This is a genomic window from Nonomuraea sp. NPDC049649 (genome assembly GCF_040675175.1).
In the GTDB taxonomy this organism is placed as follows: domain Bacteria; phylum Actinomycetota; class Actinomycetes; order Streptosporangiales; family Streptosporangiaceae; genus Nonomuraea.
Map to the genome: position 1 here is coordinate 65,558 of NZ_JBFAOH010000025.1, position 18,028 is coordinate 83,585.

The 18,028-nt window shown below is 71.4% G+C and carries 16 protein-coding genes and 1 pseudogene; 8 read left to right on the forward strand and 9 right to left on the reverse strand.

Going from position 1 to position 18,028, the window contains the following annotated elements:
• Positions 1 to 403: 403 nt before the first annotated feature.
• Both AB0J42_RS26695 and AB0J42_RS26700 read left to right on the forward strand, forming a co-directional pair.
• Positions 404 to 2,905 (forward strand): ATP-dependent Clp protease ATP-binding subunit, encoded by a 2,502-nt coding sequence (locus tag AB0J42_RS26695; RefSeq protein ID WP_364299001.1) that lies wholly within the window; start codon positions 404 to 406, stop codon positions 2,903 to 2,905.
• A 280-nt stretch (positions 2,906 to 3,185) separates the two neighbouring features.
• The gene (locus AB0J42_RS26700) at positions 3,186 to 4,124 is read left to right on the forward strand and encodes a TIM barrel protein (RefSeq protein ID WP_364299003.1); all 939 of its coding nucleotides are present in this window, start codon (positions 3,186 to 3,188) and stop codon (positions 4,122 to 4,124) included.
• Positions 4,125 to 4,269: 145 nt separating this feature from the next.
• On the opposite strand, the gene AB0J42_RS26705 is transcribed toward AB0J42_RS26700, so the two are convergent.
• Complete coding sequence (locus AB0J42_RS26705; RefSeq protein WP_364299005.1) at positions 4,270 to 4,740, reverse strand: MarR family winged helix-turn-helix transcriptional regulator; 471 nt, start codon at positions 4,738 to 4,740, stop codon at positions 4,270 to 4,272.
• Between the two features lie 59 nt (positions 4,741 to 4,799).
• Here AB0J42_RS26705 and AB0J42_RS26710 point away from each other — a divergent pair, with 59 nt between their 5' ends.
• Positions 4,800 to 5,216 carry a cupin gene (locus tag AB0J42_RS26710; protein ID WP_364299007.1) on the forward strand — a complete coding sequence of 139 codons (417 nt, stop codon included), beginning with the start codon at positions 4,800 to 4,802 and terminating at the stop codon, positions 5,214 to 5,216.
• A gap of 2 nt (positions 5,217 to 5,218) precedes the next feature.
• Here the strand turns inward: AB0J42_RS26710 and AB0J42_RS26715 are convergent, their stop codons facing one another.
• Together AB0J42_RS26715 and AB0J42_RS26720 are read right to left on the reverse strand one after the other, a co-directional pair.
• On the reverse strand, positions 5,219 to 5,824 hold the full coding sequence (locus AB0J42_RS26715; protein WP_364299009.1) for a DsbA family oxidoreductase: 606 nt from the start codon (positions 5,822 to 5,824) through the stop codon (positions 5,219 to 5,221).
• Positions 5,825 to 6,037: 213 nt separating this feature from the next.
• Positions 6,038 to 6,910, reverse strand: coding sequence for an A/G-specific adenine glycosylase (locus AB0J42_RS26720; protein ID WP_364299011.1), 873 nt, complete (start codon positions 6,908 to 6,910; stop codon positions 6,038 to 6,040).
• A gap of 79 nt (positions 6,911 to 6,989) precedes the next feature.
• On the opposite strand from AB0J42_RS26720, the gene AB0J42_RS26725 reads away from it, so the two are divergent.
• Positions 6,990 to 7,658 carry a hypothetical protein gene (locus tag AB0J42_RS26725; protein WP_364299013.1) on the forward strand — a complete coding sequence of 223 codons (669 nt, stop codon included), beginning with the start codon at positions 6,990 to 6,992 and terminating at the stop codon, positions 7,656 to 7,658.
• 121 nt (positions 7,659 to 7,779) lie between these two features.
• Here AB0J42_RS26725 and disA read toward each other — a convergent pair whose 3' ends face one another.
• Positions 7,780 to 8,862, reverse strand: a complete 1,083-nt coding sequence (gene disA / locus AB0J42_RS26730) for a DNA integrity scanning diadenylate cyclase DisA (RefSeq protein ID WP_364299015.1) — start codon at positions 8,860 to 8,862, stop codon at positions 7,780 to 7,782.
• A 106-nt stretch (positions 8,863 to 8,968) separates the two neighbouring features.
• Positions 8,969 to 9,358 carry a helix-turn-helix domain-containing protein gene (locus AB0J42_RS26735; protein WP_364299017.1) on the reverse strand — a complete coding sequence of 130 codons (390 nt, stop codon included), beginning with the start codon at positions 9,356 to 9,358 and terminating at the stop codon, positions 8,969 to 8,971.
• Positions 9,359 to 9,439: 81 nt separating this feature from the next.
• Here AB0J42_RS26735 and AB0J42_RS26740 point away from each other — a divergent pair, with 81 nt between their 5' ends.
• Positions 9,440 to 10,408: an NAD(P)H-binding protein gene (locus tag AB0J42_RS26740; protein ID WP_364299019.1), complete on the forward strand. Its 969-nt coding sequence runs from the start codon at positions 9,440 to 9,442 to the stop codon at positions 10,406 to 10,408.
• Positions 10,409 to 10,788: 380 nt separating this feature from the next.
• On the opposite strand, the gene radA is transcribed toward AB0J42_RS26740, so the two are convergent.
• The 4 genes and pseudogenes from radA to AB0J42_RS26760 all read right to left on the reverse strand — a co-directional run bounded on the left by radA (position 10,789) and on the right by AB0J42_RS26760 (position 15,568).
• Positions 10,789 to 12,195, reverse strand: coding sequence for a DNA repair protein RadA (gene radA / locus AB0J42_RS26745; RefSeq protein WP_364299021.1), 1,407 nt, complete (start codon positions 12,193 to 12,195; stop codon positions 10,789 to 10,791).
• A gap of 114 nt (positions 12,196 to 12,309) precedes the next feature.
• Positions 12,310 to 14,547, reverse strand: coding sequence for a M20/M25/M40 family metallo-hydrolase (locus AB0J42_RS26750; RefSeq protein ID WP_364299023.1), 2,238 nt, complete (start codon positions 14,545 to 14,547; stop codon positions 12,310 to 12,312).
• A gap of 202 nt (positions 14,548 to 14,749) precedes the next feature.
• Positions 14,750 to 14,827: pseudogene (locus AB0J42_RS26755) on the reverse strand (MerR family DNA-binding transcriptional regulator); the annotation flags it as partial.
• A gap of 42 nt (positions 14,828 to 14,869) precedes the next feature.
• Entirely contained in the window at positions 14,870 to 15,568 is a 699-nt protein-coding gene (locus AB0J42_RS26760; protein ID WP_364299025.1) for a class I SAM-dependent methyltransferase, read from the reverse strand.
• Between the two features lie 56 nt (positions 15,569 to 15,624).
• On the opposite strand from AB0J42_RS26760, the gene AB0J42_RS26765 reads away from it, so the two are divergent.
• The 3 genes from AB0J42_RS26765 to AB0J42_RS26775 are packed head-to-tail and all read left to right on the forward strand — an operon-like array spanning position 15,625 to position 17,796.
• Positions 15,625 to 16,434 carry a sugar phosphate isomerase/epimerase gene (locus tag AB0J42_RS26765; RefSeq protein WP_364299027.1) on the forward strand — a complete coding sequence of 270 codons (810 nt, stop codon included), beginning with the start codon at positions 15,625 to 15,627 and terminating at the stop codon, positions 16,432 to 16,434.
• On the forward strand, positions 16,431 to 17,207 hold the full coding sequence (locus tag AB0J42_RS26770) for a methyltransferase domain-containing protein (protein ID WP_364299029.1): 777 nt from the start codon (positions 16,431 to 16,433) through the stop codon (positions 17,205 to 17,207). Before AB0J42_RS26765 ends, AB0J42_RS26770 begins: the two co-directional genes overlap by 4 nt.
• 4 nt (positions 17,208 to 17,211) lie before the next feature.
• Positions 17,212 to 17,796: a TetR family transcriptional regulator gene (locus tag AB0J42_RS26775; protein WP_364299031.1), complete on the forward strand. Its 585-nt coding sequence runs from the start codon at positions 17,212 to 17,214 to the stop codon at positions 17,794 to 17,796.
• The last annotated feature ends 232 nt before the right edge of the window (positions 17,797 to 18,028 follow it).

The window sequence follows — 18,028 nt, forward strand, 5'->3', positions numbered from 1 at the left end:
ATCCGCTTGGCCGTGTTTGCTTCGCCACATACCATGGCAGGAGTAAGAGTTACGGACGCGGTGTCTCAGGGCGCACGGGCAGGATGACGGGTGTCGACCCGCCCCAAGGGCCGGCCCGCCAGGCGTCCCCCATCGTGGTTCCGTGCGATCTGTCAGCGCCGCCGGCGGCGATTAGAGCCGTGATCACCCGAGCGTCCTAAACGTCGTTCGCTTGCGGCGTATCGGGAACACGTCACCCCCGAACCATAGTTGGATGGAGGGTGAACGCCCTGCTCTCGGGGAACGCTCTCTGCTATAGAGCGCGTCAGCGGCAGAGAGCACGGTTCGCCGAGCCAGGGCTAGCATGCGGGATGACGGGACCGGATTAACCGGCCTGACTGACCGCTCTGTGAGGAGCGACGAGATGTTCGAGAGGTTCACCGACCGAGCGAGGCGTGTTGTCGTCCTGGCCCAAGAAGAGGCCAGGATGCTCAACCACAACTACATCGGCACTGAGCACATTCTTCTTGGTTTGATCCACGAAGGTGAGGGCGTGGCCGCCAAGGCTCTGGAGAGCCTCGGCATCAGCCTTGAGGGCGTGCGTCAGCAGGTCGAGGAGATCATCGGCCAGGGCCAGTCGGCTCCGTCGGGGCACATTCCCTTCACCCCGCGGGCCAAGAAGGTCCTCGAGCTGTCGCTCCGTGAGGCTCTGCAGCTGGGTCACAACTACATCGGCACCGAGCACATCCTGCTCGGGCTCATCCGTGAGGGTGAGGGTGTGGCCGCCCAGGTGCTGGTCAAGCTTGGAGCTGATCTCAACCGGGTCCGGCAGCAGGTGATCCAGCTGCTCCACGGTTACCAGGGCAAGGAGCCGGCCGCCGCGGGCGGTCCGCAGGAGTCGGCCCCGTCGACCTCCCTGGTGCTCGACCAGTTCGGCCGAAACCTGACCCAGGCGGCCCGCGAGGGCAAGCTGGATCCGGTCATCGGCCGCGAGAAGGAGATCGAGCGGGTCATGCAGGTCCTCTCCCGGAGGACCAAGAACAACCCCGTTCTGATCGGCGAGCCCGGCGTCGGCAAGACCGCCGTCGTCGAAGGCCTGTCACAGAAGATCGTCAGGGGCGAGGTGCCCGAGACGCTGAAGGACAAGCAGCTCTACACGCTTGACCTCGGCGCCCTGGTCGCCGGCTCCCGTTACCGCGGTGACTTCGAAGAGCGCCTGAAGAAGGTGCTCAAGGAGATCCGCACGCGCGGCGACATCATCCTGTTCATCGACGAGCTGCACACGCTCGTGGGTGCGGGCGCCGCCGAGGGCGCGATCGACGCCGCCAGCATCCTCAAGCCGATGCTGGCCCGCGGCGAGCTGCAGACCATCGGCGCGACGACCCTCGACGAGTACCGCAAGTACCTCGAGAAGGACGCCGCGCTGGAGCGCCGGTTCCAGCCGATCCAGGTGGCCGAGCCCTCGCTCAGCCACACGATCGAGATCCTCAAGGGTCTGCGCGACCGCTACGAGGCTCACCACCGCGTGTCCATCACCGACGGCGCGCTGGTGGCCGCCGCGCAGCTGGCCGACCGCTACATCAGCGACCGCTACCTGCCCGACAAGGCGATCGACCTCATCGACGAGGCCGGCTCGCGCATGCGCATCCGCCGCATGACCGCGCCGCCGGACCTGCGCGAGTACGACGAGAAGATCGCCAACGTCCGCCGCGACAAGGAGTCCGCGATCGACGCGCAGGACTTCGAGAAGGCGGCTGCCCTCCGCGACCAGGAGAAGCAGCTCCAGCTCAAGCGCGAGCGGCGGGAGAAGGAGTGGAAGGCCGGCGACATGGACGTCGTGGCCGAGGTCACCGAGGAGCTCATCGCCGAGGTCCTGGCCACCGCCACCGGCATCCCGGTCTTCAAGCTGACCGAGGAGGAGTCGCAGCGCCTGCTCCGCATGGAGGACGAGCTCCACAAGCGGATCATCGGCCAGGACGACGCCATCAAGGGCCTGTCGCGGTCCATCCGGCGCACCCGCGCCGGCCTGAAGGACCCGCGGCGTCCCGGCGGCTCGTTCATCTTCGCGGGTCCCTCCGGTGTCGGTAAGACCGAGCTGTCCAAGGCTCTGGCGGAGTTCCTCTTCGGCGACGAAGACGCTCTGATCAGCCTGGACATGTCGGAGTTCATGGAGAAGCACACCGTCTCCCGGCTGTTCGGCTCGCCTCCGGGCTACGTCGGCTACGAGGAGGGCGGTCAGCTCACCGAGAAGGTGCGGCGCAAGCCGTTCTCCGTGGTCCTGTTCGACGAGATCGAGAAGGCCCACCCCGACATCTTCAACTCGCTGCTGCAGATCCTGGAAGACGGTCGCCTGACCGACGCCCAGGGCCGCGTGGTCGACTTCAAGAACACGGTCATCATCATGACCACCAACCTCGGCACCCGCGACATCTCGAAGGGGATCGGGGTCGGGTTCGCGAAGTCCAACGACACCGAGTCCAACTACGAGCGGATGAAGGCCAAGGTCCAGGAGGAGCTCAAGCAGCACTTCCGGCCCGAGTTCCTCAACCGTGTCGACGACATAGTGGTCTTCCACCAGCTCACGCCGAAGGAGATCATCAAGATCGTCGACCTGATGCTGGCTCAGGTGGCCGAGCGGCTGAAGGACCGCGACATGGGGCTGGAGGTCTCGTCCGACGCCAAGCAGCTGCTCGCCGACCGCGGCTACGACCCGGTCATGGGCGCGCGGCCGCTGCGCCGTACGATCCAGCGCGAGCTGGAGGACACGCTGTCGGAGAAGATCCTCTACGGCGATCTCCGTCCGGGTCAGGTCGTGAAGGTGACGATCCAGGGCGAGGGCGACGACGCCAAGTTCGTCTTCGTCGGCGAGAACGTCGACCAGGTGCCCGACTCCGCGGCCGCCATCGCCGGTTCCATCCAGAACTGACGGTTCTCCGCGAAACCCCCGTGCGCTCCGGCGCGCGGGGGTTTTCGCATGTGATCGTACGATCGATTGGCCCGCCACGACGAGTAGTACTACACTGCGTAGAGCTTCGCCAAGTCCTGTCCAAGTGAGGCGCGAGAGCGTGTCCCTGCGGCCGGGGCTGCTCCCTGGGGAGTAGCAAGAAGACAACCAGGGGCGGACGCGCACGTCACGTCCGGGCCGCCAGGCTCGGAGTGCGCCAGTTGGCGAGAGGGAAAACCAGTGCAAGTCGTGGAGGAAGTCGATGCGCCTGCGTCACGCTGACGGAACGCTCGTTCACCTCGCCTACAACGCAGGCGTGCACCCCGCCGAGGACCTGGAGAACCTCATCGCCCACCTCACTCGCTACGCCGTGCCGGTCCGCAAGCGGCTCGGCGTGGAGCGGATGGGCATCGGCCTCTGGCTCTCACCCGCCGTCGCCGACCACCTCATCGCCGACCGCATAGAGCTCGTACGCCTGCGCCGCTCCCTCGACGAGCGCGGGCTCGAGGTCGTCAGCCTCAACGGCACCGGCGGCCGCAACCAGGAGGCGCCCGGCCCCGACTGGGCCAAGCCCGAGCGCTACCGCTACACGATGGCGCTGGCCAGGATCCTCGCGTTCCTGCTGCCGGACGACATCCAGTCGGGCAGCATCTCCACCATCCCGATCGGCTGGCGCCGCGACTGGCCCACCGACCTGCAGGACATCGCCACCCGCCGGCTGGAGCGGCTCGCCCGCGAGCTGCGCGGCCTCCACAGCATCACCGGCAAGACGGTCCGGGTCGGGTTCGAGCCGTGGCCCGGCTGCGTGCTGGAGACCACGGAGCAGGCGATGGAGCGGGTCCGCGACATCGACTCCGACCACCTGGGCGTCTGCCTCGACGCCTGCAACCTCGCCCACGACGCCGAGGAGACCGACGAGGCGCTGCGCAACCTGGCCAAGACCGGTGCCCCGGTGGTCAAGCTCGGCCACGTGCACCACCACTCCGGCGGGTCGCCCAACACCGGCGGCGTGCTGCACGACACCCTCACGGCCATGCTCTCGGGCGCGGTGACCGGCAGCGCCCACATCGAGGTCGAGACCCACAACCTGGCGGTTCCCGGCCGCTCCAAGGGCCCCGGCGCCCTGGTCTCGCTCCTGGCGCAGGAGCTCGACTGGGCCCGCTCCAGCCTCACCAGCCTGGGTCTCCAGCTCGCCGCCTGAAAGCGGCCTGGGTCCCCAGTTCGCCTCGTAACGACGGCCGGGTGAATATCGTCCGGCCGTCGGGGTGAGCGGCCTGGGTCTCCAGCTCGCCTCGTAGCCGTCATAGGTGAGCGGCCCGGGTCTTCGCTGCTTAATCCGTACGGGGTCACTGGCCGCCGAACCAGCCGGGGACGTCCAGGCGCCACACGTCGGCAGGTGTCACCTTGCGCAGATCCGACTCCAGCGCCCGCAGGCGGTCCTCGCCCAGCTCGGCGGCCCAGCGGGCGCGCAGGTCGTCGAAGATCCTGGCCGAGCGGGCCAGGGCGTCCTCGCCGTACGTGGTCAGGCGGACGATTTTGCGGCGGGTGTCCGCGGGGTCGCGGGTGCGCTCGACGTAGCCGATGCGTTCGAGGGTTTCGACGGTTTTGCCGGCCGCCTGCTTGGTGATGCCGAGCGCGCGGCCCAGGTCCGCCGCCGTCGTGCCCTCGGGCCCGATGGCCTGCATGACGAACCCGTGCATGGGCCGGATCGCCGAGTGCCCCTGACGGCTCAGCTCGGCGTGGAGCTCGTCGATGAGCACCCGGAAGGCCAGGAAGAGGCGGAGCGGCAGCTCGAACCCCGGGGGCGTGCTTGACACGATAGACAACCTGGTTCACTATCTAGACAATGATGTTGTCTATTGTACGGGAGCACGCCATGACGGTCATCCGCCACGCCCAGACTCGCAAGATCGAGACCCCCAACGGGACCATGACCACCCTCGCCTCACCCGCCCAGGGCCAGTCGACCCAGGCGGTGTGGCGCGTGGACGCCAAGCCCGGCACCGCCGGCCCGGTCCACGCCTTCGACGCGGAGTCGGTGTGGACGTGGCTGTCCGGGTCGTGCACCGTGCAGCTCGGCCGCGAGCGCTTCGAGGTCGCGGCCGGGGACACCGTGGTCCTGCCCGCGGACGTCCTGCGGCGGCTGACGGCGGACGAGCGGCACGGGTTCGCCGCGATCGTGGCCGCCCCCGCGGGCGTCCAGGTCTACAACCCGGACGGGCTCGACACCCCCGACGCCTGTGACCTCGTCCCGGAAGGCGCCGAGCGCATGCCCCTGCCCTGGGCCCGGTAGTCTCAGCCGCCCAGCAACCGCCGCAGCTCCTCGACCGGCTGCACCCCCGGAACCGGCGCCGCCCCGTCGATCACCAACGTGGGCACCCTGCTGACGCCCAGCTCGACGGCCCGCCGCCGATCGTCCCGCACCTCGTCCGCGAACTCGGCCCCGACCAGCACACCGTCCACCCGGTCGCCGTCCAGCCCGGTCTCCACCCCCAGCCGCCGCAGCACCTCCGGGTCGGCCACGTTCAGCCCCTCGGTGTGATACGCGCGCAGCAGTCGTTCCACCATCACCCCGCCCCGCCCGTCCGCGGCCGCCAGCCGGGCGACCCGGTGAGCGTCGAAGGTGTTGACCGGCCTGGCCAGGTGCAGATTCAGCTCCAGCCCCTCCGTCGCCCCGAGCGACCTGATCTGAGCGACACGAGCTTCGGCCCGGTCGCCCCACCACTCCGCCATCGCCTCAGCAGCGGTCTCCCCGGGAACCCTGCTACCCCCGGGATCCAGCTCGAACGCCCGCCAGACGACCTCCACCTCCAGCCCCATCAGCGCCGATTCAAGCCGCCTCTTGCCGATGTAGCACCAAGGACAGAGCACATCCCCAAACACCTCGACCAGCACGAACATCCCTCCAGGGCGTGGTTCCCAACGCCACCGACCCTGCCTCCTCAACCGCACTTGAGGTCAAACGGGTGGCGCCACGGCCAACGCCGTGCCGTCAACCCAGGGGTTTGCGAGGAGCGCCGGTGTCTGGACTGAGGAGGGAAGGAGCGCGGCGACTGAGCGACGAGGGAAGACACCGGGTTTGAGCGACGAGCCTGCGAGCCGGAGGATCGCCCATCAGCACGGGAGTTGGTACATGTCGTCGTCCAACACTTCGGCTAGGCCGTCGGCGATGAGGCCGTCGAGGGCGCGTTCGCGCTGGACCGCGTCGTCCCAGACCGCGTCCAGGGCCGCCTTGGGGACCGGGCCGTGGGCGGCGCGCAGGACGGCGAGGAGGCGGCCCCGGCACTGGCGGTCCGTGCCCGCGTACGTCTGTCCTCGGCGGGCGGGGCCCGTGTGCGGCGGCTTGCCGGCGAGGCGCCAGGCGCACACCCCCGAGATCGGGCAGCCGTCGCAGCGGGGAGCGCGGGCGGTGCACACCAGCGCCCCCAGCTCCATCACCGCCACCCCCCAGCGGGCCGCGTCCAGTTCGGGCAGGAGGGCTTCGGCCAGGCGGCGTTCGGCGGCCGAGGTGGCCGTCGGGGGGTACTCCTCGGCTCGTACCGCCCGTGCCAGCACCCGCCGTACGTTCGTGTCCAGGATGGCGTGCCGTCCCCCGTACGCGAAGCTGGCGACGGCGGCGGCCGTGTACTCGCCGATGCCCGGCAGGGAGAGGAGCGTCGCGTGGTCGGACGGGACCTCGCCGCCGTGCCGCTCGGTGATGACGGTGGCGCAGGCGTGCAGGCGCAGCGCCCGGCGCGGGTAGCCGAGCCGCCCCCACGCGCGCACCGCCTCGCCGGAGGGCTCCGCGGCCAGCGCCTTCGGGGTGGGCCAGCGGGCCATCCACTCGTGCCAGACGGGCAGCACCCGCGACACCGGCGTCTGCTGCAGCATGATCTCGCTGACCAGCACTCCCCACGGCGTCCGGTCGGGGGTGCGCCACGGGAGATCCCGGGCGTTGTTTTCGTACCACTCCAGAATGGGAAGGTGTAGGAGTTTCGGCTCGACCACGCGGCCCAGCGTATGACGACTTGGCAAGGTCCGGCGTGTCGTGACCGTACGTCATCGAGCCGTTACCCATCCTGGCCGCATGGATCCGGAAACCATGCGCGGAGACCCGGGAATCGGAGGCGACGTCTACTGGCGGCGGCGCATGAGCCTGCTCATCGCCGTGCTGGTGGTGGTGGCCGTGGTCGCCTGGGCCTGTTCCAGCTCCGGCGGCCCCGAGAAGTCCTCCAACGCCGAGTCCTCGCCCAGTGCCGCCCCGGTCACCGACCCGCTGCTCGCGGGACTCCGTACGCTGGCCATGGGCACGGCGACCCCATCGCCGACGCCCACCCCGAGCAAGACCAAACGCGCCAAGCGCGCGGGCGAGCCGTGCGACGAGGACGACCTGGTGCTCCACCTGGAGGGCAAGCAGGAGATCTACCCCCGCGGCACGCGCCCGCACTTCATCGTCACCGTCGTCAACACCGGGCCGGTCATGTGCAAGACCGACGTCGGCCCGCGGGCGCTGGAGATCCGCATCACGTCCGGCGACGACCGCATCTGGTCGACCGCCGACTGCGTCAGCGGCGCGGGGACCGACATGCGGCAGTTGGAGCGCGGCGTGCCCTACGTCCGCACCCTCGACTGGAACCGCCGCCGCTCCAGCGAGAACTGCCGCGCCGACCCGCCCGCCGCCCTGCCCGGCACGTACGTGGCGATGGCCCGGATGGGCAAGCACAAGAGCCCCAAGGGCGTCTTCCACCTGCGCTAGAGCCCATGACCCAGGTGGGGTGACCGGGGGCGCCGGTCACCCCGTGCTGTTCAGGCGGCCTTCAGCCCGATCGGCAACCGCGCCCGGACGCTCCCGCCTGCGAGCAGAACCCGTCGGCGGGTCAGACGTAGCGCTCCAGGATGGAGGACTCCGCGAGGCGGGAGAGCCCCTCGCGGACGCTCCGGGCGCGGGCGGCGCCGACGCCCTCGACCGCCTGGAGGTCGTTGACGCTGGCCGCCAGGAGCTTCTGCAGGCTGCCGAAGTGGTCGACGAGGCGGTCGACGACGGTGGAGGGCAGGCGGGGCACCTTGGCCAGCAGGCGGAAGCCGCGCGGGCTGACCGGGCTGTCGAGTTTGTCGTTGCCGGGGTGGCCGAGCACCTGGGCGACCACCGACAGGTCGAGCAGTTCGGTGCCGGAGAGCCGGTCGAGATCCTCCAGGGCTTCGGGGAGGGTGCGCTGGCGGCGGCCCGACGGGGACGGCAGATAGTCGCGCACCACCATCTCCCGCTCGGAGTCGACGCCGGAGACCAGCTCGTCGAGCTGCAGGGACAGGAGCCGGCCGTCGGTGCCGAGCTCGACCACGTACCCCTTGATCTCGTCGGAGATGCGCCGGACCATCTCCAGCCGCTGCGCCACCGCCGCCACGTCGCGCACGGTCACCAGGTCCTCGATCTCCAGGGCGGACAGGGTGCCGGAGACCTCGTCGAGGCGGTGCTTGTAGCGTTCGAGGGTGGCCAGGGCCTGGTTGGCCTTGGACATGATGGCGGCCGACTCTTCCAGCACGTAGCGGATGCCGTCGAGGTAGAGGGCGATGATCCGCATGGACTTGCTGATCGCGATGATCGGCAGGCCCGTCTCCTTGGCGACGCGCTGGGCGGTGCGGTGGCGGGTGCCGGACTCGTCGGTCGGGATGGTGGGGTCGGGGACGAGGTGGACGGCAGCCCGGACGATCTTGTGGTCGTCGCTGACCACGATCGCGCCGTCCATCTTGGCCAGCTCCCGCAGGCGGGTGGCGGAGAAGTCGACGTCGAGCTGGAAGCCGCCGCTGCAGAGGCGCTCGACGGTCTTGTTGTAGCCGAGCACGATCAAGCCGCCGGTCTGCCCGCGCAGGATCCGTTCCAGGCCGTCGCGTAGTGGTGTGCCCGGGGCGACCTTGGCGAGGGCTTCGCGACGGCGGTCGTCAAGAGTCCTGTCGTTCGGCACCTGACCCCCGTGTCCACATAAACAAGCCCAGCTTAGCCGCGGCGTCCTGTTTCCTCCTCCGCCTACGGGCGGACATTCCACCGTATCGAGTCACCCGGGGCGGGTTTCAACGGCTGTTGTCCCACCGCTCCCGGGCCGCCGCGATGGTGTCCTTGTGTTCCCGCGACCAGTCGGCCAGGCGCTCGACCGTCTCGGCCAGGCTCTGGCCGACCGGCGTCAACCGGTACTCGACCTGCGGCGGGATCGTGGGGTAGGCCGTCCGCTCGACCAGCCCGTCCCGGCACAGCCGCCGCGTCGTCACCGTCAGCATCCGCTGCGAGATGCCCGGGATCGCCCGCTGCAGCTCCCTGAACCGCCGCACACCTTTGGTCAGTTCCACTATTACCAGCACCGTCCACTTGTCGCCGAGCCGGTCGAGCACATCGCGGATGCCGCAGTCGTCATCCCCGCACGGGCCGAGGACCTGGGGGGTTACTTCCGTGTTCGCGACTGACATGAAAGTGCCTCCTTACCTTGGGCGCCCGGGGGAGCCCATGCTGGGCGTTGTTCTTGGTTCAGCAACAACAGGAGTGGTCTCATGATTCTCGTCACCGGCGTGTCGGGTCAGCTCGGCAGCGCGATCCTCGCCGGGCTGCGGGCCGTGGACGGGCTCGCGGTGGCCGGGGCCAGCAGTTCCGTGGACAGGCTTGGGGTGGCAGGGGCTGGCAGCTCCGGGGATGGGCGTGGGGTGGCCGGGGCTGGCAGCTCTGTGGACGGGCTTGCGGTGGCCGGGGCCGGTAGTTCCGGGGACGGCGACCGGCTCGCCGACTTCGATCGGCCGGAGACGCTGGAGCGGGCCTTCGCGGGTGTGGACGTGCTGGTGTTCGTCTCTGCCGGGTACGCGGAGGACGACATCGTTCTGGCCCGTCACGGCGCGGTGGTGCGGGCGGCCGCGGCGGCCGGTGTGCGGCACGTGATCTACACGAGCCTCGCGGGGTCGGGGGAGCGGCTCACGATCGCACTCGCGCACCGCTGGACAGAGGCACGGCTGGCCGAGGCGCCCTTCGACGTCACCATCCTGCGCAATGGCCTGTACGCCGAGATCCCTGCCGGGCTCGCCGTGGCCGGGGCTGCTGCCGCGGCGGAGAGCGGGGTGTTCACCGCGCCGCTCGGCGACGGGCGGGTGTCGGTCGTCGCCCGCGCCGACCTCGCCGCCGTGGCCGTGCGGGTGGCGTCCGAGGTGCAGGCGGACCTGGCGTCGGGGGCGCGGCGGCATGCGGGCCGTACGTACGAGCTGGAGGGCGTGGAGTCGGTCGGCGGGCGGGACCTGGCTGAGCTGCTGGCCGAGACGCTCGGCAGGCCTGTGGAGTACCGGCCGGTCTCTCTGGGTGAGGCGCGGGCGGCCCTGACCGGGCTGGAGCCGTACCAGGCCGGGCACACGATGTCGATCTTCTCCAACATCGGTGTGGGGCTCCTGGAGGGCCGCGGCGGCGACCTGACGACGTTCCTGGAAGCGCCGCAGCCGGTGCGTGATGTGGTCAGGGCGGTGATCAAGTCGGCCCTGTGAGGCTGACGTCCTACGAACGATCCCCGTACAAGAGAAAACCAGACCCACACGGGGTGGGGGACCGTAGGCAGGCGTCACCTCTTCACTGAGCGGGGATAGCCAGGCCCGGGTGAGGCGAGGACCGTAGGTGGTCTGGAAGGCCGCACACGCCAGATCCCCGCGTTGAGTAGGGATGCAGGGGAGGGCGCGTGGAGGGGAACCTCTTCCCCGGGTCAGGGAAGGGCCGTGCCTGTCCGGTCCCCGCTAGGTGGGGCAGCTTCCAGGTCGTACGGGGATCGTCGCGAGAGGCCGGGGCCCGGGTCAGGGAAGGGTCTTGCCTGCCTGGGCCCCGTGAGGTGGGTGGCTGCGAGGTTGTACGAGGGGCGCCGCGAGAGGCCGGGTCAGGTGACGTGGGTGAGGGCGTCCCAGACGTTTTCGGCCTCTACGACCTCGAAGCCGGGGGCGAAGGCGACCGGGCCGACCGGGACGAGGGAGCGCTGGCCGGCGCGTTTGCGGTTGCCTTCGTCGAGGGAGCCGAGAGGGACGAGGCCGCGTTTGAAGCCGAGGCGGGCCGCTTCGGTGAGGCGGCGGCGGACGTCCTTGACCGGGCGGAGCTCGCCTGCGAGGCCGACTTCGCCGAGGGCGACGAGGCCGGGCGGGAGGGGTTTGTCGCCGGCGGCGCTGGCGACGGCGAGCATGACCGCCAGGTCGACGGCGGGGTCGCTGAGTTTGATGCCGCCGACGGTGGCGGTGAAGACGTCGCAGCCGCCCAGCCGGGCGTTGAGGCGCCGCTCCAGCACGGCCAGGATCATCTGGACGCGGTAGGTGTCGAGGCCGGAGGAGGTGCGCCGGGGCTGCTGCGCGTCGGTGCGGGCGACGAGGGCCTGGACTTCGGCGGGCAGCGGGCGGGTGCCTTCGACGGTGACGGTGACGCAGGTGCCGGGGACCGGGTCGGCGCGGCGGGAGACGAACAGGCCGCTGGGGTCGGTGATGCCTTCGATGCCGCGTTCGTGCAGGTCGAAGCAGCCGACCTCGTCGGTGGGGCCGAACCTGTTCTTGATCGCTCGTACCATGCGGAGCCGCGAGTGGCGGTCGCCCTCGAAGTTGAGCACCACGTCGACGAGGTGTTCGAGGGTGCGCGGGCCGGCGATGGAGCCTTCCTTGGTGACGTGGCCGACGAGGACGGTGGCCATGTTGCGTTCCTTGGCCAGCCGGACGAGGTTGGCGGCGACCTCGCGGACCTGGGTGACGCCGCCGGGGACGCCGGTGGCCTGGGCGGAGCCGACGGTCTGCACCGAGTCGACCACGAGCATGCTGGGCTGGATTTTCTCCACGTGGGCGACCAGGGCGGACAGCTCGGTCTCGGCGGCGAGGTAGAGGTGGTCGCGGATGGCGTCGATGCGGTCGGCGCGGAGCCGGACCTGGGCGGCCGACTCCTCGCCGGTGACGTAGAGAACGGTCTCGCGCTCGGCGATGCGGGCGGCGGCCTCCAGCAGCAGCGTGGACTTGCCGATGCCGGGCTCGCCGGCCAGCAGCACGACCGCGCCTGGCACCAGGCCGCCGCCGAGGACCCGGTCGAGCTCGCCGACGCCGGTGCTGCGGGCGGCGGCGATCTCCGCCTTGACCTGGCCGATCGGCATCGCCGGAGCGGTGGTGGCACCGGCTTGGACGACGCGGACGCCGGCGCGGCCGCCCTCTTCGTCGACGGTGCCCCACGCCTGGCACTCGCCGCAGCGGCCCACCCACTTGGGGGTGCGCCAGCCGCACTCGGCACAGCGGTATCCGGGCTTCTGGGCAGTCTTGGCCATGCGGAGCAGGCTAGCGGTCGCGACCGACAACCGCCGTCGGTGACCACAGGGTGTGGAGGCGGAGGGTGGTTGCCGATGGGTTCACGGTGTCCGGGGGGTGTTCGTAACCGAGGGTCACAGGGTGTGGAGGCGGAAGGCGGTTGCCGACGGGGACAGGTTCACCGTGTCCGGGGGAAGTTCGTAGCCCGGCAGCGAGGACACGTCGTAGGTCCGCTCGAACACCCGGATGCGGGCCGGGCCGGGGCGGAGGAGGAGTGTGACCTCCAGGGGGCCCGGTGGGGCGTGGTAGGTGAATCCGTCGCCTGGCGGGAGCTCGCGGCCGGCCACGGTGATCGGCCCGGCCGGTGGGACGGGAGGGCCCGCGGCGGGCCCGGGCGGTTCGAGGCGGAGGCCGACGACGGGGGTGGTGCCGGACGGGGTCAGGCGGAGGGTCAGGGTGCGGCGGTCGCCGGTCGTCTCGTCCTTGACCACCTCCAGCTCGGGGGCGCTCAGCGAGGTCGCCTGCGCGGGCGTGACGGCCCAGCCTCCGCCGCCGAAGAAGTGTCGGGCCTCCTCGCCGCCGGACTCGCCGGTCGTGCCCCAGACCGCCTGCCCGGTGGTCGTGTCCAGTGCGTACGCCACGCGTGCCTGCCTGGGGTGGGCCGCGTCGAAGCGGTCGACGGCCAGCCCGGCGGCCACCAGGGCGGCGGAGACGGCGACCGCGCCGGCGGGCAGCAGGATGGCGCGGGGGCGGCTCAGCGCCGGGAGGGCCCGTTCGGCCAGCGGTAGCAGGAGCAGCAGCATCAGGGCGAAGTGCGGGGCGGCGATCATGCCGCCGATCCCGAGCCCCAGGTCCAGCGAGACCACGGCGGCGCCCCCCAGCAGCACGGCGGCGGGCGCCATCCCGGCGGTGAGGGCGATCACCGGCCAGAGGGATGCCCGGCGGTCGGCCGCCTGTTTCCCGAGCCGCAGGCAGACCAGCCAGCCGAGGGCGGCGAAGAGGGCGGGCAGGGTCAGGGAGTGGGCGCCACCGGGCAGCGTGGCGGCCGAACCCAGGCCCAGGACGGCCGTCAGGAGCACGGGGCCCGCGGCCAGAGCGGCCGGGCCCAGGCGGCGCAGGGCGATCCGCCAGGTCAGGACCACGGCCAGGGTGGCGACCAGGAGCGCCGCCTGGTAGAGCCCCGGACGGTAGGGGTCGCCGGTGAACAAGTCGGCGTAGTCGGGCCGGAACACCGTCAGGAGGGGCATCGCGGCGTAACCCAGGGAGCCGGCCAGCAGGACGGGCACCAGCGCCAGGCCGGTGGCCGCCGCGACGCGGGGCAGCGTGACCTCGCCGCGCCGCCGCAGCACCAGGACCAGGACGCCGGCGAGAAGCACCGCGGCCACCGCCAGCGGCAGCTCCAGCGCGAGCGGATAGCGCACCAGCAGGCCGGGCACGTTGAAGTAGACCGCCTCCTCGCCCGACCGGAGCGCCGGCAGGTCGGTGTCGGCCAGCGTGCGGACGAGCGCCAGCGCGTTGTCGCCCATCTGCTGGAGGGTGCCCAGGTCGAGGTGGGCGGGGTCGTCGAGGGGCGTGTGGTAGTAGGCGCCGCCGCCGATGAACGCGGAGTCGAGGCCCAGCCAGCCGGCCTGGTCGAAGACGTGGAAGTCGGTGTTGTTGGGCATCAGGGTCAGCAGGGCCGCGAAGGAGGAGTCGGCCGACGGATGCGGGGCCGTGGCCCCGTACAGCGAGATCAGCGGCGCGGCGCCGGGCGCGGCGCGGAACGTCTGCACGCTGCCGCGCACTCCGCGCGCCTCGTTGTTGAGCACCACCACGGTGCCCTCGGCCAGGGGGTCCTCCCGGACGAACGCCTCCGCGCCGAGCAGGCCCTGCTCCTCGCCGTCGGTGATGAGGAAGACGACGTCGTTCCGGCTGTCTTGGGGCAGGGCGCGGGCGACCTCCAGGATCGTGGCCACGCCCGCGCCGTCGTCGGCGGCGCCGGGGGAGGCGGGCACCGAGTCGTAGTGGGCGGCCAGCACGACGCGGCCGGTGGGGTCGGTGCCGGGCCGGACGGCGACGATGTTGCGCATCGTGCCCATCGGGATCGAGACGGCGCGGTCGAGCGGGAACACGCCGACGCCCTCCTGGACGCGGACGTCGAGGCCGAGGGCGCGCAGCTCGGCCACCAGGTACTCGCGGACGCGCGTGTGCTCGGCCGAGCCGGTCGGGTGCGGCGCCCCGGCGACGGCCTCGACGTGCTCGTACGCGCGCTCGGCGCTGAACACGCCGGGCGGCGCGGACGCGCTCACGGGACTGGGGGGTGAGAGGTCGAAGAGGGTGAGCGCGAGCAGGCCCGCCAGCGCTATCAGACCGGCCAGGGCGGTACGGGGCATGGGGTTCACCGTAGGGCGTGAACCCCGCGAGCGGATCAACCCGTGGAATGAATCCGCCGTCAACCCGAGGAACTACGCCAGGCCCGGCTCGCGGACGAGCATGCGCTTGGGGCGGGCGCCGACGACCTGCCTGACCGGCCGCCCCTAAGCAGCCTTCGCACCAGCCGGCGAGCTGCGCGGCGACCTCCGCGCGGCGGGCGAGCAGCAGCCCGTGCTGCTCGTAGTAGCGGAGCGAGCGGGCGCTCACCCCGGTCCGCCGGGCCGGCTCTCCGATGCGCATGAAGCCACGGTGAACACTGACACCGGCGTCAAGGTCAAGCGGTCAGAAGTAGCGCCAGCGGAGCACGTTCGGGTAGTCGAGCTCCAGCCCCGGGGTCTCGGCGATGGCCTGCTCGGCCACCTCGGGGGCGAACTCGATGCGCAGCACCGCCTCCAGGTCGGCCCGCCGCTCGAAGACCATGCGCAGGTCGAGCTGCCGCCGCTGCCAGCCCTGCCGGACCCAGAACGCCTCCACGTCGCGCGGCGAGTAGGTCGGGACCGTCCGCTGGAACCACTGCCCGAACGTGCCCCTGGAGGCGTCGAGGTCGATGACGAAGGCCGCGCCGCCGCGCCGCATCACCCGCGACAGCTCGCGCAGGCCCGGCTCGCAGCCGGGCCCGAAGAAGTACGCCCAGCGCGCGATGGCGACGTCGACCGTGGCGTCCGGCAGCGGCAGGTCCTGGGCGACGCCGTCGTGCACTTCGACGGCCGGGAGCGCGGCGCACCGGCGGCGGGCCGCGGCGGCCAGGTCGCGGTGCGGCTCGACGCCGATCACCCGGGCCGCCTCGGCGGCGTATCCGGGCAGGTGGTAGCCGGCGCCGCAGCCGATGTCGAGCAGGGTCGCGCCACGCCACGGCCGCAGCTCGCGCATCGCCGCGCCGGCCGTGTCGTCGGGGTCGACGGCGCGGTTCTCCAGCTCGTACACGTGGGGCGTGCGCCAGATGTTGGGGCTCGGGATCGCCCCGCGGACCGTCCTGCGCATGCGACAACCGTACGGCGTGGCGCGCTCGCATCGGACATCCGGCTTAGGCTGGCAACGTGGCTGATGTCATCCGCGTGCCCAATGCGAAGGTCGCATTGTCCACCGCTTCGGTATATCCGGAACGCACGCCCGATGCGTTCGAACTGGCCGCGCGCCTGGGATACGACGGCGTCGAGATCATGGTCGGCGCCGACCCGGTGAGCCAGGACATCGACGTGATCGAGCGGCTTTCCGACCATTACGAGGTGCCCGTCCTCGCCATCCACGCGCCCTGCCTGCTCGTCACCCAGCGGGTGTGGGGCCGTGACCCGTGGGCCAAGCTGGTGCGCGCGCAGCGGGCCGCAGAGCGGCTGGGCGCCTCCACTGTCGTCGTGCACCCGCCGTTCCGATGGCAGCGCGAGTACGCCCGGGAGTTCGAGACCGGCCTGGCCCGGATGCGCGAGGAGACGGACGTCATCTTCGCGGTCGAGAACATGTTCCCGCTGCGGGCCCGGGGCAACGACGTGGTCCCCTACTCCCCTGACTGGAACCCCGTCGACTACGACTTCCCCCACGTCACGCTCGACCTGTCGCACACCGCCGTGTCCGGCTCCGACGCCATGGAGATGGCCACGAAGCTGGGCGACCGGCTGGCGCACCTCCACCTGGCCGACGGCATGGGCGTGACGAACAAGGACGAGCACCTGGTGCCCGGCCGGGGCAACCAGCCGTGCGCGCCCATGCTGCAGCGCCTGGCCCGCAACGGCTACGACGGCCTGGTCGTCCTGGAGATCAACACCCGCAAGGCGGCGAGCCGTTCGGAGCGCATCGACGACCTGGCCGAGGCGCTCGCCTTCGCCCGGCTCTATCTGCGGGACGGCACGTGACCCCCGAGCACCTGCGCGCGGGCCCGGACCGTGAGCTCGGCCGGGTGTTCGACCGGGTGGCCGACGCCTACGAGGCGGGCCGGCCCGGCTATCCGGACGAGCTCTACCGGGCGCTGGCCGAGGTGTCCGGCGTGCGGCTCGACGGCGCCACCGCGGTCGACGTGGGCGCCGGCACGGGGAAGCTCGCGCTCGCGCTGCGGGCCCGCGGTTCGCGGGTGGTCGCGGTCGATCCGGGCGCGGAGATGCTGGCCAGGCTGCGCGCCAAGGGCACGGCCGGGGTGGCCGCGGTGCGGGGCGACGGCAACGCGCTGCCGCTCGCCGGGCGCTCCGCCGATCTGGTGACGTACGGGCAGTCCTGGCACTGGCTCGACCCGGTGGCCTCGATCGCGGAGGCCAGGCGGGTGCTGCGGCCCGGCGGGGCGATCGCCGCCTGCTGGAACCTGGCCCACGCGGCCCAGGCCGACTGGCTGGCCGCCTACGAGGAGCGGCTGGCCGAGGCGTGCCCCACCTATTGGGGGCCGGCCCGCCGGGAGTGGCGGGTGCCGCCGATCGCGGCGGCGTTCGAGGTGGTCGAGGAGCGCTGGATCCCGTGGACGAGGCTGGCCGGGATCGAGGAGTTCCTACTCGACCTGCGTTCTCACTCGTACATGGCGGCGCTGTCGGCGGAGGAGGCGGACGCGCTGGTGGAGCGGCAGCGGGCGGAGCTGCGGCGGGAGTTCCCCGGCGATGTGATGTCGGTGCCGATGCGGGTCTACCTCGTGGTGGGCCGGTGAGGTCATGAGCACGATCAGGAGGCGTCCCGGGAGGCGTCCGGGCTCGGCCGACACGCGCGGGGAGATCCTGGCCGCGGCGCGCAAGGTGTTCGCCGAGAAGGGGTTCGACAAGGCCACGGTGCGCGGCATCGCCAGGGAGGCTCAGGTCGACCCGGCGCTGGTGCACCACTATTTCGCGACGAAGGAGGGCATGTTCGCGGCGGCCATGCAGTTGCCGATCACGCCCGAGGTGATCCTCCCGGTGCTGCTCGACGGTCCCCGCGAGGATCTGGGCAGGCGGCTGGTCACGCTGATGCTGACGGTGACCGGCGATCCGGCGACGCGCGAGCCGATGATCGCGCTGATCCGCTCGGCCATGACGCACGAGCAGGCCCGCGTGATGTTCCGCGAGTTCATCTCCAACGCCCTGCTGTACCGGGTGGCCGATCAGCTCGGTGTGCCCCATCTGCGGATCGAGGCGGCCTTCGCGCAGATGTTCGGCGTGATGGTGGCCCGCCACGTGCTGTGCCTGGAGCCGATGGCCAGTGCCGGGCAGGACGAGCTTGTGGAGTTGCTGGCGCCGACGATTCAGCGCTATTTCACAGCCTAGAGCATTGTTCTGGAGCCGACTCGCGTCCTAATGTGGTTCACGGTTGCCTCCGGAATGTTACTCGCGGGTAGGATCCCGGGGAGACCTGGTCAGCGCGGTGACCGTACGCTGTCAACCAACGTCGTTGTGGGAGGACCCGTGCTCTGGGTAGCCATCATCGGGCTCGTGATGACCGTCGCGGCGGTGGCCGTGGCGGGCCGCAGGGCCCTGTTCCTGTACAAGCTGGCCACGG